At 59.8% G+C, this 17,409-nt stretch carries 14 protein-coding genes and 1 pseudogene; 8 read left to right on the top strand and 7 right to left on the bottom strand.

Annotated features, from left to right (window positions below; genetic code table 11):
* Positions 1-39 precede the first annotated feature (39 nt).
* Both ABH945_RS27825 and ABH945_RS27830 read right to left on the bottom strand, forming a co-directional pair.
* On the bottom strand, positions 40-831 hold the full coding sequence (locus tag ABH945_RS27825; RefSeq protein ID WP_429252696.1) for a helix-turn-helix domain-containing protein: 792 nt from the start codon (positions 829-831) through the stop codon (positions 40-42).
* 930 nt (positions 832-1,761) lie between these two features.
* Positions 1,762-2,751 carry a GlxA family transcriptional regulator gene (locus ABH945_RS27830; RefSeq protein ID WP_429252697.1) on the bottom strand — a complete coding sequence of 330 codons (990 nt, stop codon included), beginning with the start codon at positions 2,749-2,751 and terminating at the stop codon, positions 1,762-1,764.
* A gap of 369 nt (positions 2,752-3,120) precedes the next feature.
* Between ABH945_RS27830 and ABH945_RS27835 the strand changes: the two genes are divergently transcribed.
* Entirely contained in the window at positions 3,121-3,615 is a 495-nt protein-coding gene (locus ABH945_RS27835) for a hypothetical protein (protein WP_253189836.1), read from the top strand.
* Positions 3,616-3,692: 77 nt separating this feature from the next.
* Here ABH945_RS27835 and ABH945_RS27840 read toward each other — a convergent pair whose 3' ends face one another.
* Both ABH945_RS27840 and ABH945_RS27845 read right to left on the bottom strand, forming a co-directional pair.
* Positions 3,693-3,965, bottom strand: a complete 273-nt coding sequence (locus ABH945_RS27840) for a hypothetical protein (RefSeq protein ID WP_253189837.1) — start codon at positions 3,963-3,965, stop codon at positions 3,693-3,695.
* A gap of 291 nt (positions 3,966-4,256) precedes the next feature.
* A pseudogene (locus ABH945_RS27845) lies at positions 4,257-4,963 on the bottom strand (DDE-type integrase/transposase/recombinase); the annotation flags it as partial.
* 416 nt (positions 4,964-5,379) lie between these two features.
* Between ABH945_RS27845 and ABH945_RS27850 the strand changes: the two are divergent.
* The 3 genes from ABH945_RS27850 (at position 5,380) to ABH945_RS27860 (ending at position 8,557) form a co-directional block, all read left to right on the top strand.
* Entirely contained in the window at positions 5,380-6,621 is a 1,242-nt protein-coding gene (locus tag ABH945_RS27850) for an MFS transporter (RefSeq protein ID WP_074771383.1), read from the top strand.
* Positions 6,614-8,299, top strand: a complete 1,686-nt coding sequence (locus ABH945_RS27855) for a thiamine pyrophosphate-binding protein (RefSeq protein WP_429252698.1) — start codon at positions 6,614-6,616, stop codon at positions 8,297-8,299. The genes ABH945_RS27850 and ABH945_RS27855 overlap by 8 nt, the downstream gene beginning before the upstream one ends.
* A 96-nt stretch (positions 8,300-8,395) precedes the next feature.
* Entirely contained in the window at positions 8,396-8,557 is a 162-nt protein-coding gene (locus ABH945_RS27860; RefSeq protein ID WP_429252699.1) for a hypothetical protein, read from the top strand.
* Here the strand turns inward: ABH945_RS27860 and ABH945_RS27865 are convergent.
* The gene (locus ABH945_RS27865) at positions 8,547-9,509 is read right to left on the bottom strand and encodes a LysR family transcriptional regulator (RefSeq protein ID WP_429252700.1); all 963 of its coding nucleotides are present in this window, start codon (positions 9,507-9,509) and stop codon (positions 8,547-8,549) included. The two genes, ABH945_RS27860 and ABH945_RS27865, sit on opposite strands and share 11 nt — an antisense overlap.
* Positions 9,510-9,611: 102 nt before the next feature.
* Here ABH945_RS27865 and ABH945_RS27870 point away from each other — a divergent pair, with 102 nt between their 5' ends.
* The 3 genes from ABH945_RS27870 to ABH945_RS27880 all read left to right on the top strand — a co-directional run bounded on the left by ABH945_RS27870 (position 9,612) and on the right by ABH945_RS27880 (position 11,375).
* Positions 9,612-9,974, top strand: a complete 363-nt coding sequence (locus tag ABH945_RS27870; protein WP_429252701.1) for an alpha/beta fold hydrolase — start codon at positions 9,612-9,614, stop codon at positions 9,972-9,974.
* Positions 9,955-10,446 (top strand): putative quinol monooxygenase, encoded by a 492-nt coding sequence (locus ABH945_RS27875; RefSeq protein ID WP_429252702.1) that lies wholly within the window; start codon positions 9,955-9,957, stop codon positions 10,444-10,446. The genes ABH945_RS27870 and ABH945_RS27875 overlap by 20 nt, the downstream gene beginning before the upstream one ends.
* A 65-nt stretch (positions 10,447-10,511) precedes the next feature.
* Entirely contained in the window at positions 10,512-11,375 is an 864-nt protein-coding gene (locus ABH945_RS27880) for a transporter substrate-binding domain-containing protein (RefSeq protein ID WP_429252703.1), read from the top strand.
* A 167-nt stretch (positions 11,376-11,542) separates the two neighbouring features.
* Here the strand turns inward: ABH945_RS27880 and ABH945_RS27885 are convergent, their stop codons facing one another.
* Complete coding sequence (locus ABH945_RS27885; protein WP_429252981.1) at positions 11,543-12,457, bottom strand: response regulator; 915 nt, start codon at positions 12,455-12,457, stop codon at positions 11,543-11,545.
* Positions 12,458-12,512: 55 nt separating this feature from the next.
* A complete protein-coding gene (locus ABH945_RS27890) occupies positions 12,513-15,941 on the bottom strand; it encodes a hybrid sensor histidine kinase/response regulator (protein WP_429252704.1) in 3,429 nt (1,142 codons plus the stop codon).
* A gap of 179 nt (positions 15,942-16,120) precedes the next feature.
* On the opposite strand from ABH945_RS27890, the gene urtA reads away from it, so the two are divergent.
* Positions 16,121-17,395, top strand: coding sequence for an urea ABC transporter substrate-binding protein (gene urtA, locus ABH945_RS27895; protein WP_429252705.1), 1,275 nt, complete (start codon positions 16,121-16,123; stop codon positions 17,393-17,395).
* The last annotated feature ends 14 nt before the right edge of the window (positions 17,396-17,409 follow it).

A 17,409-nucleotide genomic window follows, 5' to 3' on the forward strand; every position in this document is an offset into this window, starting at 1 on the left:
CCGTGGGTCTGGAGGCGGACCGTCCAGCAATGTGGCTCGTTAGGAGGCAGGGCGGCGCACTCGTCTGAGCGTCGAGGGTTCGGACGCGCCGTTATCGGCAAGACGATTGCGCTCGGCGGTCCGATACTCGGTCGGTGACATCGACAAATGCTGACGAAACAGTTTGGAAAGCCTGTCACCGCTGCCTAGTCCGGTGCGGCGGGCAATCTTGTCGGCAGGCAGGTCCGTATCGACCAGCATGTGGCAAGCTTTCTCGAGGCGCACCCGAAGAACGAACTCGGTTGGAGTGACGCCGATTTCCTGCTTGAAGCGGCGCAGGAAATTGCGCTCACTCATCGCGACCAGTTGCGCCGTTTTTGCAATCGAAATTCGGCGCTCGCTATTGGCACGCAGGTGTTGTGCAGAGGTGCGAATGAGGTCGCTTGCACGCGACTCGCTGGAATCAAATACTGCGCGAGTGAACTGTTTTGGCGTAACGGGTTGCAAGGCTTGTGCAACTTGACTGGCGGTCTCGAAACCGCAGTCGCGCGTCACAACGGTCAGTGCGCTGCTTAGTGCAATGCCCGCCTCCGCATCGGAAACCGTGGCATCGTGTCCGGGCGGAGCGTCTGGCGCAACAGGGGTTCTCGTTGGCTGGTCCTCGGCCGATTCTTTCGGCTCGAGACCGGCGAGGCGGAGCGTGTCGCGGCCAGCACCAACCCCGTGGACGATCTGGGCATGAGGGTAGGTGTTGCGTAACCATGAAAGCAGTCGCTCGTCTTTCTCCACCGGTGTCGCTGCGGCACCGAGTGCGAACAGAGCGTGGACATTTTTCGCGTAATGGGATTCCAATGCGTCAGTCCAGATCAGTACCCCCGACGACGAGCGAATGGCTCCTCCTCTGGTTGAGACGAGCCGTAGTTCGTAATAACTTCGCGGTGTTTCGCTCGAGTGACGAAGTTGGTTCGCAAGACTGAATGTCTCTGCAAGACGTCCCATATGAATCAGAGAGAAGCCCTCGAACAATAGAATCACAATTGTCCTGCCGCCTCGGATTAGTCCAATACGCCCGCGCATCATGAGATGAACCGTCTTTTTTGTAGTATCCGCCGCACATTCCATACCGCTGGCCCCCCGGCACTATTAGCGAAGTCAGGTTTTCTGCAGCGCATCATATGTGCGGTGGCGCTCTCATCAGAATGAGTCGTCCGAATCAACCATGTTGTTGGCGGAATTGCTCAAGACCGGTGGCGAAATGGCATCCTGCAAGGAGGGACATGAGGAACGACGCAATTGCAATGACGCTCTTGAGCGACCCAAAGTAAACTTTGTTATCTTGACGATATGGATATATGTAACGGAACGGCTTGGTTGGCCTCGCCCTGATGTCTTCAGGTTCGGCGTTCCGGAAATTGCCTGTGGATCTATTCTTCGCTGGGAAATCGATCGCTTATTGCCTAATCGGGAAAGGCAATACTTTTTTGATGGGGCATCCAGTGGGAAAAAACGACTGATAAGCGCAGATGCGACAAGAAGAGAGAGAGCTGATGCGGGAAGAGAACGTCTGTCCGCCGACGACCGGCTAATCAGGTGAGGAGTGCGAGGCGTGAATAGACGGCCCGAGTACCTTTGATAGCCAAAGTGTCGGTGAACGTTTCATCGAGAAGAAAAGGTCGAGTGCCTTTTCAATTGTGTTGTTGGCGGTGCAAGCGGCGAGCGAAACCGCTCATCGGTAGGGCTGCCGTGCGCGGACTCGTCTCGGCGTCGAGTCACCTCGTTGCTTCAGGACATTCCGCTTTGATCAGTCGTGTTGCTTGTTCTATATGCGGTGGGGGTGGTCGAAAGATACTTTCTGAACAGTTTCGCTAATTGACCACCGCTGCCGATTCCACATCTTCGTGCGATCTTGTCGATAGGCAAGCGCGACTCGACGAGCATTTGGCAGCTTAAATTCAATCTTGAACGCAGAAGATAGTCGGACGGCGTCATACCTATTTCATTTTTGAAGCGCCGTAAGAAGTTGCGCTCGCTCATCGCAGCGAGGCGAGCCGCGTAGTCGATTGAAATGGGACGATCGACGTTGGCATCCAGCCAACGCGCCGATGCCATGATCTTGTCGCTGACCTGCGGTGCTGCGCCTCGAGCGACAGAAGAACCGAAGGGCGTCTTGTGAACTGGCAGAACCGACTGGGCGACGTGCGCCGCCAGCTCCGAGCCAAGATCTTGCTCGATGATCTGCAGAGCGGTACTCACTGCGGTGGGTGCAATATTTCGTAACGAGGCGCGGCCTGCGCCGGGGGTTTCATCCTGGCGTGAAACAGGTCGACTGGAACGTCCGGCGGCCGCGAGAAGCAGATGGCCTTCCGCGATGGGATGAACTATCTCGCTAAACTGGTGCCGGTGGCGTAGCCAATGGCAGAGGCGTTCATCGAGACATGCCCGCTGTACGCCTGCGCCCCCGGCAATGAACATCACGTGTGTGTCGTTCGTTCCCCTGTGTGTGTCGACGCTATCGGTCCAGACGAAAACAGAGGACGAACTCGCGATACGCCCTCCCGCTACCGAAAGGAGCGATATGTCATAGCGGATGCGGCCCGATCTTTGCGATACCGACAACGCGTTCGCCTTATGAAATATTTCGATCAGCGCCGCGACTTTGGGCAGCGCAAACCCGTCGAACAACGCCATATCGACGCGAATCGTTCTGCTCGCCTGACTCTGTACGACCGTGCGGCGACGTGAGTCAAGCGGCGGAGTGTGTACCAGCTCCATTGTTTTCCCCCGTAATCTTTCGTGGCCTGTGAGCCTCTTTCAAGGCCTGTTATTTATCTTTTCGGACGAATTCTATGCAAATAATGCTTCGCCAATATTATATGGCGGAATTCACCAATACGTTGTCAGCTCCGGCTATGCGGTGGTCAGCGGGAAAGCCGCAAGAATAAGCGTTTAACGAGCTTTTTTTCGGATAATTGAAAAAAATCGCTGAAATGAGGTAGAGCGTTATATCGCGCCGCTTGAATAGGGCAGGAAAGGACGGCGGATTGGCTTCAGGCACTGAATTGGTGCCAAAATAGGACAACGATTTGGCGTTAGACGAGCTTCTACGTTGCGCAGCACTTATGCCTTAACCTGAGAGTTGCGATGCCTGTGCATGGCCGCTTTTTTGGCAGCCTGGTCCGTCCATGTCCGCAAAGGCTCCCGCCTGACAAGATATTTACCCGTAAGGCTTTTGGCGCACTCACCTCGAGTAGAGTTGATGTACCAGATCGTGTTTCCGGTGCCATTTCTGTAAGACGACGCGAGTATTATGTGGCGCGAGTCTACAGACGTACAACGGAGAGAGCCGGTAAAAAAATTGATTGTGAAGGGATGCGAGCGTTTTATTCGTTCCACATGCAAACGATTGCGCGCGAGCCTAAATATTCCCGAAACACAGCCGATAACCCATTCATGCAAAGACAAGAAATCAAGACAATCGTTGATGCCGCAAACGAGACTGCCGACGCTATAGTTGGAGCCAAAAAATGGAATACGGCCGAAGAAGCGAGTGCAATGCATGACATAATTTTCTGGGACATACTCACAAAAAAATTTCCCAATGTTAGCGTTGCGGATCTGCTTTCTCTTTCTAAATAAATTTAGCGCGTGAGACATCGACAGGCCGGTTGGAAAGTCTGTCGCACGACCTGTTGAGTTACGCGATGCGGGTGCCTTCACCGGTCGCTGAGTCCCATGACGGAAAAAATTTTAACAACCCTTTTTTGCTTTGTTGGGTGACAGCCCTGTTGCTGAATGAAGACCTGAACGGCGCGCATTCTCTCTTCCCAGGAAAGCTCACGATAGGCACAAACGTTGTACGTGATGCCGGATTGCTGATCCTTGAAAAAATTATTGACGTTTGGCAGTTGCATGACTTCCTCAAGAGCCGCATTCGAATGACGTGTTGCGCCGATGGTTTGGGGAGGAACCGCGTGAAGGAAGGACATAACACGTTGCTTCTCGAGTGCCGGTATTCCGCACGTTGCAACATCGCGAAATGGCCCTGATAGTCTGCTAAAGCAAAAAGACCCGCCGCCCCGGAGGGCGGCAGGATGAAAACTCGAGGAGCCGGGTTTGCCTGAGAGAGGCGCCCCTCGAAAGGCCGAGGCTGAGTGTAGGCACTCAAAGTGACAGGTGGAAAAAGAAGGCTGAATAGCTCATGTTGTTGACCGATCAGTACGTGAAATAGAGCTATTCCAAGATATTGATGGATTTTCCCCGTAGTCCCGGACACCATCTCACACTAAGGTTGATGAATCGGTTTTACGGCGGAACTCGCGCGGCGAGCGGTATTTCAGCGCGCTATGCGGGTGTTTTGTCGTTGTGGTGTTCGAATGCGACGACCAGATTGCGCACAGTGGTCGTCGCGTCCGGCTTCGGCATGAACACCACGTAATCACGCTTCGTCGTCTTGACGAAGCTTTCTTCCATGCCATTGCATGGAAGGTTACATACGGACGTGGTCAACGGCTTGAGACCAATCGCTGAAGCGAACGCACGGGTCTTTTCGGCAATGTACCCCGAGCGGTTGTCGCTCAGTCATTCGATTTGCGCAGGCGCTTTGGGAACGTTCCCGAAACGATGTTCGACAGCCGCCAGCATGAACGTCGCGCACTACGTCGCCGTTATGACAGCCTGTTGTCGCTGCCCAGCTCATTGCTTCATGGTCGCAACAATCGAGCGCGAACGTCACGCGCAGCGGCTCGCCGTTGTCGCAATGAAACTCGAAACCGTCAGAGCACCATCGCTGATTGCTTCTGGGCACCGCCACCGTACCTTCATGCCGACGCTCGATGCGCGGCCTCGCAGGCCTCCTGTGAAGCAGCAAATCGTACTGGCGCATCACGCAATAAACACGTTTCGCGTTCACTGGAATCTCGCATCACAATTCCCGCCCACTTCGCAGCAGGCCCCAGACCCGTCGATAGCCGTAGCTCGGCAAGGCTGATAGAAGCAAGCGTTGAAGCTCTAACTCTACCTATCGATGCATCGCCCGAGAAACGCATCGCAGTTTGCTGTTGCATACCGGCGTTGTCCGGAAGATCGACGTCATTTAGTTGAACCAGCACCTCGGTATCGGGAAGAGCACGCTCTAGCGTCTGCGTGAACCGCAGAGCGCTGGACAGCATCTAGCCGTTGGACACCGTCCCAGCGGCCTCTGTCGCAACGTGCTCTGTGCCGGTGCCCGGGCCTCTGCTGCATAGCTGTTATGCAGCAGAGGTCATGAGTGCAATGGTTTGAATCTGCATACTTCCCTCAAGGCCAACGGGCTATCAGAGAGGCCCGCATGACCGTGCAATCACAGAAGGCGTCGCACAGCTGGTGTTCAAAGGGCTGATGCCGTCAATATCGGAGATGACAATGCAGTCCTGGTACAGCAGTATGTTGGCCTCCCAACGCCGCACTTTTTGGGCGTGCTTCCTGGGTTGGGTTCTCGACGCGATGGACGTGCAGATCTTCGCGTTCGTCATTCCTACCTTGTTGACGATCTGGGGAATGACCAAAGCTCAGGCCGGCGTGCTCGGGACATCGGCATTAATCTTTTCCGCAGTCGGCGGTGTAGTCGCCGGTCTGCTCGCTGACCGTATCGGACGGGTGCGGGTCCTCAAAATCGCCATTCTGTGGTTTTCCCTGTTCACAGGGCTGTCGGCATTGACGAACGATTTCCATCAGTTGCTTGTCACCCGTAGTCTTCAGGGGCTGGGCTTTGGGGGAGAGTGGGCCGCAGGCGCAGTCCTTATAGGGGAGGTCGTCGATAAGCGCATTCGTGGACGCGCGGTCGGCTCGGTGCAAAGTGGCTGGCCCGTCGGCTACGCACTGGCCGCCCTCGCATATTGGGCGCTCTACAGCGGGTTGCCGGAGCATCTGGCGTGGCGTGCATTGTTCATGATTGGCATCCTGCCGGGTCTGCTCGTGCTGTGGATGCGCCGGAACATCGAAGAATCATCGGCCTTCGAAGCAGCGGCGGAGTATCGCAAGAAGAGCGGCCTGTTTGGTACCTTCGCGCTGATTTTTTCACCCGGCGTCTTTCGCCTGACCGCGCTCGCGTCTCTGATGGCCGCAGGGGCGCTGGGCGGCAACTACACGATCCTTACCTGGTTGGTCACCTATCTGCGGCAAACACAAAGTCTGACCGTTGGCATGACGTCGGTTTATCTCGCGGTGAACATCTTTGGTTCGTTTTGCGGCTATATCGGCATGGCCTACCTCAGCGACGGCCTTGGCCGCCGTAAAACGTTCGCACTGTCGGCGGCCGGTGCCACGGTTACCGTGCTGGTCTACACGCAGTTGCATCTGCCGATGAGCGTGCTGCTACTGCTTGGTTTTCCGCTCGGACTCTTTCAGTCCGGCATCGTGTCCGGCATGGGCGCGTGCTTTACAGAACTTTTCCCCGCGCAGATCAGAGGGACGGCCGGAGGCTTTTCATACAACTTTGGCCGAGGTATTGGCGCGCTCGTGCCCGCCGCTGTCGGCCTGACCAGCACATCGATGGGTCTTGCAAAATCGATCGGCGTATGGGCTGCGCTCGCCTACCTGCTGGTGTTCGCCGTTGCGATCGTTATACCCGAAACCCGTAATAAGGAGCTCGAAGTCCATGTCTGAAACACTTGCATCGCGCAACGGCGGTCAGATTCTCGTTGACGCGTTGGCGCGCAATGCCGTCGATACCGTGTATTGCGTACCCGGCGAAAGCTATTTGCCGGTCCTCGACGCGCTGCACGACGCGCACGGTATTCGCACCATCGTCACGCGTCACGAGGGCGCGGCGTCCAATATGGCGGACGCGCACGGCAAATTGACCGGTCGTCCCGGCATCTGTTTCGTGACGCGAGGCCCGGGCGCTACCCATGCATCGAACGGTGTGCATACCGCCCGCGAAGACTCGACGCCGATGATCCTCTTCATCGGCCAGGTCGAGCGCGGCTTCATTGGACGTGAGGCTTTCCAGGAGGTCGACTATCGCCAGATGTTCGGTGGGCTCGCGAAATGGGTCACGGAAATCGACAGCCTTGAGCGGATTCCGGAGATCGTGGCGAAGGCCTTTAGCATCGCGATGTCGGGACGCCCTGGGCCGGTGGTGATTGGTTTGCCCGAGGACGTGCTGTTCAATTCAGGGGTCGCTGCCGACGCACCGGCAGTGCGCGTCGCGCAGGCCGCCCCGGAATCGTCTGCGATGACCGAACTCGCGCGTTTGCTCGAGACGGCACGTCAACCGCTGGTCGTGGTTGGCGGGACGGGCTGGGACCGGGAAGCGTGCGACGCGTTAAAGCGTTTCGTGGTCGCGCATAATCTGCCGGTCGCCGCGTCGTTCCGTCGCCAGGACCTCTTCGACAACCGGGATTCCCACTATGTCGGCCAATTGGGACTGGGTGTCTCGCCGCAACTGGCAGCCCGTGCCCGCGAGGCCGATCTGCTGATCGTGATCGGCTCGCGCCTGAGTGAAACGACGTCCTCCGGCTATACGGTGTTCGAGAGTCCTCGACCGCGACAGACCCTGGTCCACGTGCACCCCGACCCGCAGGAACTGGGGCGCGTCTATCAGGCAGATTTGCCGATCAACTCCGGAATGCGCGCGTTTGCCCACGCTTTGGACGCGCTATCGCCAACGGCTGACGACAGCGCTCGCAACGACGCACAGGTCTGGCACGCGTGGACCGCTGCCGCCCGCGCCGACTACCTCGCACATTCGAAGCCGCCCGCTCCGGCGCCAGAGCTTGCGGGCGTGGATCTGGCGTCTGTCGTGGCTCATCTGAACAACGTTCTGCCGGACGACGCGGTCATCACCAACGGCGCAGGCAACTACACGGTCTGGGTGCATCGCTTCTATCGATACCGGCAGGGCGCAACCGAACTCGCGCCGACCAACGGAGCGATGGGCTATGGCTTTCCCGCCGCGATCGCCGCGAAGCTGCGGTATCCCGAGCGCGACGTCGTGTGCTTCGCGGGCGACGGCTGCTTCATGATGTATCCGCAAGAGCTTGCAACCGCGATGCAGTTCAGCGCACCGCTGGTTGTGATCGTCGTCAATAACGGCATGCTCGGCACGATCCGCATGCATCAGGAGCGCGAATATCCGGGGCGCGTCTCGGCGACGCGGCTCTCTAACCCGGACTTCATCGCGTTCGCGAAGTCGTTTGGCGCCCATGCTGAACGCGTCGAGCGCACCGAGGACTTTCCTGCCGCGTTTGCGCGCGCACAGCAGTCGGGTGTGGCCGCACTGATCGAGTTGCGCACCGATCCGCGACAGATCACGCCTGCCAACCGTCTCGTGGAGCTCTGAAGCCATGCAGATAGTCGGCGAAATGATTCTGGGCCACTGGACTGTCAAGGGGCAGGCGGCGACCTGTTTGCGCGGGCGGCTCATAGCGGCGAGCAATTGACGCCGGCCTTCGGCGCCGCCACCGAAGCGGACGTCGCGTCCGCCTGCGAGCTGGCGGACGCGGCATTCGACACGTTCCGCGAATGGCCCGAATCACTGAAGAACGGCAATCCGCTCAACCGCTGGCGGCTTCGGGACGGTGAGCCGGTCAGGGCTTGACCAGCGTCGGACTATCTGGCCGGCCGACGCTCGCTGCGGTGCCGGGCCATTCGCCGTTGCGCACCAGCGTCGCTGCCGTATCGCGGATGATCTGCGCGATATCCCAGAGGCCCCCGGATGTCGAACTGTTCTGGGACCAGACGATGGCAACATCGCGTTCCACTGCCGGGTTGTCGAGGCGGAAGCTTTTGAGTCGTCCAGCCGCGACCTCTTCGACGACGGCAGCGGCAGGTAACACTGAACATCCGCAGTTAGCGAGCACCAGCCGCTTTGTAATCGAGATCGAGCCGTCGCATTCGAGCGCGATTTTAGGCGTGAAGCCTTCACGTGCGGCGAGCGATTCGACCAGCAAACGTAAGCCGTGATGCGTGCTAGGCAGGATCAACGGGATGTTGGCGAGTTCGCTCACGTTGATCGAGTCGCCGCGCAATGGATAGTCGGGTGGCGTGATGAGGCAGACGCGTTCGCTGAACAACAGATCGTACTGCAATGCTCCGCGCTGCTCGGGCACATACATGATGCCGATGTCTATCTTGCCGTCCTGCAGCATGCCCAGAAGCTGGCTGGCAAGACCTTCGACAAACCGGACCCGTGTCTGCGGATAGCGAGCGCCCAGTTCATGTCGCAGCGCGCCGAACATGATCCGCGCGACGGTCGGCTGGGCGGCGATACAAATCTGTGCCGGTCCGAGTTCGGAACTGTTGCGAAGGGTTCGGGTCGCTTCTTCGAGAGTTTTCTCCATGGTCGCGGCGTAGGCGAGCAACACCTGGCCGCGTTCGGTCAGCGTGACGCCCCGGCCACTTCGTCGGAACAGGCGTACGCCGAGCTCGGTTTCCAGCATGGTGATACGCCGGCTGACGGTTGACTGGTTGATACCGGTTTCCAGTGCTGCGCGCGAGATGCTGCGTGTTCTCGCGACGCGAGAGAAAAGTTCGAGGTCGTCCGAATTCATAGGGGCCGTCGACAGGGCTTCGCGGAAAGCGATGATTGCGTGAGCGGGAAGTGTAACGTCTATGACTTTGCCGGTCAGTGGCGCGACTCGTATGAACCCTCGGTGCAGATGCTGGCCGGCATGTATCGCGGATCGGAGCGTACCCGCGTAGCCTGCGATTCAGCATTGCTGTGCGACATGATTCTGACGCAGCCGGTGTTCTACGAGTTGCCGCAGATCCCTTCACCGACCGTGCTGATGATCGGGGATAAGGACACCACGGCCATTGGTAAGGAATATGCGCCTGTGGCGATCCGTCCTTCGCCCGGCAATTTTCCGGAATTTGCCCGGCATGCTGCAGCGGTGATTCCGGATGTGAAACTGATTGAGTTCACTGATTCCGGACATGCTCCTCAAATGCGGGAACCTGCGCTCTTTCACAAGGTGCTGCTTCGCGAGCTGGCGAATGGCGCAACTTTGCAGTAACGACGCGAGCTTTACCGGAACGTTGGGGGCGGTGCGCCGCTTTCCGCACTTTCTTTTTACAATCGATCGGGATGCTTTAAGAATGAAGATTTTTCTGGCTGCCTCTATTGTGGCAAGCGTAGCGTTGTCTGGCGCGGCATCCGCGGCTGAAGTGGCAAAGTCCGCGAGCCCTCTTGCGATTTATGCGGTCGTGCATGTAGACATCGAACCCAAGGACCTTAAGACCGCACTGCCGCTGTTGCAGTCGTTCGAACAACAGGCCGCGCATGATACGGCGGTGGTCAGCATAGATGTGCTGCAGCAGATGGGCGCGGAAAATCACTTCACGTTGCTTGAGAAGTTCTCTTCTGCCGCGGGCTACGACGACTTTGTCTCCCGGCCTTATGTCAAGGCGCTGCGTTCCGGTTTGCAACCACTCCTGGGCGGCCCCTTCGATGAGCGGATTCACCGTGCAATGCCACAGACGCAATAGCGGTTGCGCGAATAGCACTGATCGCAGCGCGGCCTTGTCCTGAATCACAAAACTATGGAGCAAACATGGCAATCGTTGATGCCGCCGGACGGCGAGCACTTTTCACCTGGTTCGGCGTGGCCTGTTTGATGGGCGTTGGTGTGACGGCTGTGCACGCGCAGTCAGCCTCAGATGCATCCACTTGCGTCAGCGGACCTGTCGACGCATCGGTCGTCAACGCATTGGCGCCGAACGGAACGCTGCGCGCATCAATCAATCTGGGTAATCCGGTTCTTGCCACGCTTGATACTCAAGGCGCAAAAGCTGTCGGCGTGTCCGTCGATCTCGCTACGGAACTGGCCAGGCGTCTTGGCGTGCCCCTGCAGCTCGTCCCCGTCAAGTCTGCAAAAGCCTCTGTCGAGAATGTCGAGAACAATCAGGCCGACATAGGGTTTTTCGCTGTCGATCCGAAGCGTGGTGGAGAGATCAGTTTTACAGCGCCCTACGTGTTGATTGAAGGCGCGTATGCCGTCCGCAGCGATTCGCCGATTACCCTCAACGAGCAGGTTGACCGGCCGGATATCACCGTGGCTGTCAGCAGAGGTAGTGCATACGACCTGTTTTTGTCGCGTACGTTGCAACACGCGAAGATCGTGCGCATTTCGCCGTCGTCGGCGGTCATGCCGGCTTTCTTGAGCGAACATCTCGATGTCCTGGCCGGGATCAAGCCACAGCTGGAGCAACAGGCATCGAGTGCCGGCGGCCTGCGTGTGCTAGATCAACGATTCATGGTGATCCGGCAGGCGATGGGGGTGCGTAAGTCGCGAGGCGCTATAGCCGCCGCCTGTCTTGCGAACTTTATCGAGACGATGAGAGCGTCTGGATTCGTTGCTGCGTCGCTCGCGCGAAACCACGTTGAGGGTGCATCGGTTGCAAAGGATGGCGACTAGCGCGATCGATAACCCGAAGCCGATTGCCTGGCGTCGCTACAACGTGGGCTACACGCGTGACCCACGGTTTATCTCAACTATTTCGACGCGGGTGCGGTAGCGGTAGCTGAATTCAACGCGAAAACTCCTAAAAACCGCTGGTGTTGCATTAACAGGTCCCGCCAGTTTCAGGTCCGGTCCAGCGCCTTGATCGCAACCGCAGCGGCAGCCGCGCGCGTTTCGACGTGCAGCTTGCGGAACAGATGTTCGAGGTGCTTGTTCACGGTGCGCGGCGCCATGCCGAGAATGTCGCCGATATCACGATTCGTCTTGCCGCGAGAGACCCAGAGCAGCACTTCGGCCTCGCGGGCCGTCAAGTTGAAACGCGCGGCCAGCGCGCTGCTGTGCACAGTATCGTCGGTTTCCTTGAGGGTGAGAATCCACTCTCCGGGATCGGGAGCGGACGTCGCGCTCGCAGAACGTCGCACATGTCCCGCGGTGAATTCGAGGACGGCATCGGCGGGCCTCCCGCGCGCGAGCCAGTCCGCAAACCAGTCGCGCAACGGCGGCGGCAACATGGGGCGCGCCACCGCCTGGACGGTGTCGTCGGTGTGGCTCGCCCGGTAGGCGGAAATCTGCCGTGCCGCCAGCGGACTCTGCCAGCGAATCGCGCCGTCGGCATCGACGACAAGCGCCGCATGCGCTTCGAGCGACAGCGCCGCGTGCGCATAGAGTTGCGCACGCGAGCGCTGCACATGGGCGCCGATGCGCGCACACACCTCCTCGGGCCGCACGGGTTTCGTCACATAGTCGATGCCGCCGACGCGGAACGCGCGCACCACGTGCTCGCTTTCCGTCAATGCGGTCATGAAGATCACAGGCAGATGTTCATGGCGCACGTCCTGCTTGAGATGGCTGCAAGTCTCGAAGCCATCCATGCCCGGCATCATCGCGTCGAGCAACACGACGTCGGGCGTCACGCGTGCGAGGCGTTTGAGCGCGTCTTCGCCCGAGAGCGCGACCAGCACGGCGTAACCATGCGCCTGAAGCGTATCCGAGAGAAAAGCAAGGTTGTCCGGCGTGTCGTCGACAATCAACACCACGGGGCGGTCGCGCAGCCACTCGGGCGATGCGTCCGCGGCGTTCACCGCACGCGCGTCAGACGCCCGCGGCGCGAGACAGTCGGTCGAGTTCATGCTCAAGCTCCCTTAGCTGAAAGCGTTCTGCCAGAACGCGCAACACGTCGATCTGCTCCTGTAGCGCGGGCCATGTTGCACGCGCCGAGTCGAGTTGTTCGATCACCCCTTGCAGGTAGCCGACGTCGAGATGCGCGCGCAGCCGTTCGAGCAGCGCTTTCGGCCACTCGACGTCCAGTGATGCGTGCCTGACGGGCGGCGCAGCGCGTGCGGGTGCGGACGGCTCGGATGCAATCCAGTCGAGCACCAGCAACTGCGCGAGCTTGTCGAGCAACAGGTTGATCTGGAGCGGCTTCACGAGATATCCCGCGCAGCCGGTCGCGCTCGCACGTTCCCGATCGTCGGCAAAAGCGTTAGCCGAAAGCAGGACGATCGGGGCGCTCGACAACTGGTTTTCGCGAATCAGCCGGCTGGCCTCGTAGCCGTCCATCAGCGGCATGGAGATGTCCATGATGATCGCGTCGACGGTGTGTGTGGCCAGCCAGCGCAGCGCGTCGGGGCCGCTCTCCGCCTCGGCGACATCGAAGCCGAGCGGCGTCAGCAGTTGCACGACGATGCCGCGCTGGTCCGCTAGATCGTCGACCACCAGAATCGCGCGTTGCGGCCCCGTATAGCCGCGGATCGCCGCGAGTTCAGTGCGCGCATCGGCCGCGCTGTTCACCGCCGGCGCGAACAGCCGCACGATGAAGCGCGTGCCGCGCCCGACCTCGCTATCCACTTCGAGACTGCCGCCGAGCGCCTGCGTGAGGAGTCGGCAGATCGTCAATCCCAGTCCTGCGCCGTGATCGTGCGCAACGGCCGCTTCGCCTCGCTCGAACGGCAGGAACAGGCGTTCCATTTCGGCGGGAGGAATGCCGGGGCCGGTGTCGACGACTTCGAACTTCAAGGTGTCGAGCACGTGGCTCACGCGCAGCGTCACAGTCCCCGTGGACGTGAAGCGAATCGCATTGCCGATCAGATTGGTCAGAATCTGCCCCATGCATTTCTGGTCGGTACGCACGGTGGCGGGCAGGCGGCCTACGGTCTGCACATCGAAAGCGAGCGCTTTTTCGAGCGCCTGCGGGCGCAGCATCGAGGTGACGTGTGCGACGAAATCCGCGAGTGACACGCGCGCAATGTTCAGTTCCAGCTTGCCCGCCTCGATTCGCGCGACATCGAGCAGTCCATCGACGAGCGCAAGCAGATGTTCGCCGCTGCGGTGAATCGTTCGCACGGCGCTGTAGCGTGCAGGCGAAAACTCTTCTTTCGCCTGCAATAGCAACTGCGCGTAGCCGAGAATGCTGTTCAGCGGCGTGCGCAACTCATGGCTCAAACCGGACACATAGCGACTTTTTGCCTGATTCGCCGATTCGGCGGCAGCCGTCGCGCGTTTGAGCGCGGCGTCGGTTTTCTGATGCGCGTCGATTTCCTGCATCAGCAGTTCGTTTTGCCGTTGCGATTCTTCCTGCGTGACGCGGCGGCTTTCGCGCTCCAGCACGAACCACCACGCTGCTATGCAGCCGACCAGAGACAGCGCGAAAAATATCTTCAGAAAACTGTGGCCAATCGCGCTGTCGATCGACGATCCGTCGGCGGCTAGCGAGGTCACGCTCTGTGACCAGATCAGATAGAGCACGCTCGCGAGCACGGCGAGCATCGCGCCCATGAGGCTCGCATAGTGCATGAGACGCAGCGCGGCGGGGCCGAGCCGTACGCGCGGAAACACGCGATGCAGCGCACGATCGGCTTGCGAGGAGAAGCGTGCATGCGGCTTGCAGCGATCGTGGCAACGTGAGTCGAGCGAACAGCACAACGAGCAGATCGTGCCGCCATAGGCGGGGCAGAAGGCGGTGTCTTCGGGTTCGAACGCGTTCTCGCAGATCGCGCAGCGAAGCGAGGTGGCGTCGCCCGTGGGCTGCGCGGCGCGCGCGATGTAGTAGCGCCCGCGCGTGAGCATCGCGAGCACGGGTGCACAGGCCACCGCCATGCCGAACGCGATGAACGACGACATGGCTTGCGCCAGCAGGCCGAACATGCCGCTCTGGGCGAGCATCGCGGCGGCGGCGGCGATCAGCATCGCACCGACGCCGACAGGATTCACGTCGTACAGGTGCGCGCGTTTGAATTCGATATGACGCGGGCTAAACCCCAGCGGCTTGTTGATGACGAGATCGGCGAACAGTGCGCCGATCCATGCGATGGCGATGTTTGCATAGAGCGAGAGCACCTTGCCGATCGCCTCGAATACGCCCATTTCCACGAGCAGCAGCGCGATCATCACATTGAACACGAGCCACACTACGCGACCCGGATGACTGTGCGTCAGACGCGCAAAAAAATTCGACCACGCGAGCGAGCCCGCATACGCATTCGTCACGTTGATCTTCAACTGCGAAACGATCACGAACAGCGTCATCGCGGGCAGCGCCCAGCTCGCGAGCCCAAACGGATCGAGCAGCAGGTGATAGGCGACGAGGTACATCTGGGTGGGCTGCGTGGCTTCCGTCGGACTGACTTCGTACTGGATCGCGACGAAAGCGAGGAATGCTCCGCCCAACATCTTGAGCGCGCCGGGCACGATCCAGCCGGGTCCCGCCGACAGCAGCGCAAGCCACCAGCGCTTGTGATTCTTTGCAGTCAGCGGCGGCAGGAAGCGAAGGTAATCCACCTGCTCGCCGACCTGCACGATCAACGCAAACACCACGGTCGAGGCCTGCCCGAACGCGATCACGCTGAACGCGCGGCCTTGCGGAGCGAACCCGGCGAAGGTCGTCCATTCGTGCACCAGACCGGGGTGACGCCACAGCACCGCCGCATACGGCAGCGCGAACAATATCAGCCACAGCGGCTGGGTCCAGCTTTGCAGCCGGTTGATCAGCGTGATGCCGAACATCACGATCGGAATCACGACGAGCGAACTCAGTACATAGGCGATCGCTAGCGAGATATGGAAATAGAGTTGCAGCGCGAGCGACATGATGGCCGCTTCGAGCGCAAAGAAAATAAACGTGAAGACCGCGTAGAGCAGCGACGTGAGCGTCGAGCCGATATAGCCGAAGCCCGCGCCGCGCGTGAGCAGATCCATGTCCACGCCGTGGCGCGCGGCGTAATAGCTGATCGGCAGACTGGTGAGCCAGATGAGCACCGACACGACCGCGATCGCCCAGACCGCATTCGTGAAGCCGTAGTTGACGACAAGACTGCCGCCGATTGCTTCGAGCACCAGAAAAGACACCGCGCCGATTGCCGTGTTGGCCACGCGCAGTTCCGACCAGCGTCGAAACGAACGCGGCGTGAAGCGCAACGCGTAGTCCTCGAGCGTTTCGTCGCCGACCCACGCGTTGTAGTCACGCCGCACCTTGACGATGCGCTGGGTACTGGGCGTGCCCACTGACGGGTGACTCTGGGGCATGAGTGTGATCTGGATTGGTGCGGAAACGAGCGGAACGGTGTCTGATGCAAATTACATTCCAGTGCGACTGCGGGGAATACGTCAATCGACGTATTCCGGTCGCCAATTTGGCTTCCTACATTGCATCCAACTCGAACCAGCCCTGGCAGAAAGCCGGGGCGACCGATAAGGAGAATGTGATGTCCGCAGACGATCGAATCGAAGATGACGCACGCACACCGTCGCCGTTGCGCCGGAAACTGATTGGCGGCCTGGCCGCTGCGCCGTTGATGGCGCTGGGCTTGCCGCGCACTTCGTTCGCGCAAACGCCGCCTACCGCCAAGGTCAACACCACCGGACTCGCGGTGACGGATACCACCGTGACGGTCGGCCAGTTGCATTCGGCGACCGGCACGATGGCGATTTCCGAAACCGGTTCGATCCAGGCCGAACGCCTCGCGATCGAGCAGATCAACGCGATGGGCGGCGTGCTCGGGCGCAAGATCCAGATCATTCAGGAAGACGGAGCGTCCGACTGGCCGACCTTCGCGGAGAAGTCGAAGAAGTTGCTGGAGAACGACCATGTCGCGGCCGTGTTCGGCTGCTGGACCTCGGCCTCGCGCAAGGCCGTGTTGCCGGTGTTCGAAAAGGACAACGGGCTGCTCTATTACCCGACCTTCTACGAAGGCCTCGAACAGTCGAAGAACGTGTTCTACACCGGCCAGGAAGCGACCCAGCAGATTCTCTGGGCGCTCGACTGGGCATCGAACACGAAGAAGGCCAAGACCTTCTTCCTGATCGGCTCGGACTACATCTGGCCGCGTACGTCGAACAAGATCGCGCGCCGTCATATCGAGCAGCATCTGCACGCGAAGGTCGTCGGCGAAGAGTATTACCCGCTTGGCACGACCGAATTCGCGTCGCTGATGAACAAGATCAAGCTCGCGCGTCCTGACTGCATTTTCGCAAGCGTGGTGGGCGGCTCGAACGTCGCGTTCTACAAGCAGCTCAAGGCAGCCGGCATCACGCCGCAGAAGCAGTTCCTGCTGACGCTTTCCGTGACCGAGGACGAAGTGCTCGGCATCGGCGGCGACAACTTCGCGGGCTTCTATTCGTCGATGAAGTACTTCGAGTCGCTCGATAACGAAAACAACAAGAAGTTCGTCGCCGCGTTCAAGGCGCGCTACGGCCAGAAGTCCGTGATCGGCGACGTGACTCAGGCCGCGTACCTGGGCCCGTGGATCTGGAAGGCCGCCTGCGAGCGTGCCGGCAGCTTCGACGTGGACAAGGTGGTGGCGTCGTCGGCGGGCATCGATGTCGCCAATGCGCCGCAGGGCTATGCGAAGGTCGATGCGAATCACCACCTGTGGAGCCGCTCGCTGATCGGGCAGGGTCAGGCGGACGGTCAGTTCAAGGTCGTCGCGCAGTCCGACCAGCCGATCCAGCCGAATCCGTTCCCGAAGGGCTACATGTAATCCGTCAACTGCAA

The sequence above is a fragment of the Paraburkholderia sp. GAS333 genome (assembly GCF_050435665.1).
Taxonomy (GTDB): Bacteria; Pseudomonadota; Gammaproteobacteria; order Burkholderiales; family Burkholderiaceae; genus Paraburkholderia; species Paraburkholderia fungorum_A.

Bases quoted from the DNA above. Each gene is read 5' to 3' on its own strand.
- ABH945_RS27850 (WP_074771383.1), top strand. From the start codon at position 5,380: ATGCAGTCCTGGTACAGCAGTATGTTGGCCTCCCAACGCCGCACTTTT.
- ABH945_RS27855 (WP_429252698.1), top strand. From the start codon at position 6,614: ATGTCTGAAACACTTGCATCGCGCAACGGCGGTCAGATTCTCGTTGAC.
- ABH945_RS27890 (WP_429252704.1), bottom strand. From the start codon at position 15,941: ATGCCCCAGAGTCACCCGTCAGTGGGCACGCCCAGTACCCAGCGCATC.
- ABH945_RS27875 (WP_429252702.1), top strand. From the start codon at position 9,955: ATGGCGCAACTTTGCAGTAACGACGCGAGCTTTACCGGAACGTTGGGG.
- ABH945_RS27830 (WP_429252697.1), bottom strand. From the start codon at position 2,751: ATGGAGCTGGTACACACTCCGCCGCTTGACTCACGTCGCCGCACGGTC.
- ABH945_RS27880 (WP_429252703.1), top strand. From the start codon at position 10,512: ATGGCAATCGTTGATGCCGCCGGACGGCGAGCACTTTTCACCTGGTTC.
- ABH945_RS27840 (WP_253189837.1), bottom strand. From the start codon at position 3,965: ATGTCCTTCCTTCACGCGGTTCCTCCCCAAACCATCGGCGCAACACGT.
- ABH945_RS27865 (WP_429252700.1), bottom strand. From the start codon at position 9,509: ATGAATTCGGACGACCTCGAACTTTTCTCTCGCGTCGCGAGAACACGC.
- ABH945_RS27835 (WP_253189836.1), top strand. From the start codon at position 3,121: ATGCCTGTGCATGGCCGCTTTTTTGGCAGCCTGGTCCGTCCATGTCCG.
- urtA (WP_429252705.1), top strand. From the start codon at position 16,121: ATGTCCGCAGACGATCGAATCGAAGATGACGCACGCACACCGTCGCCG.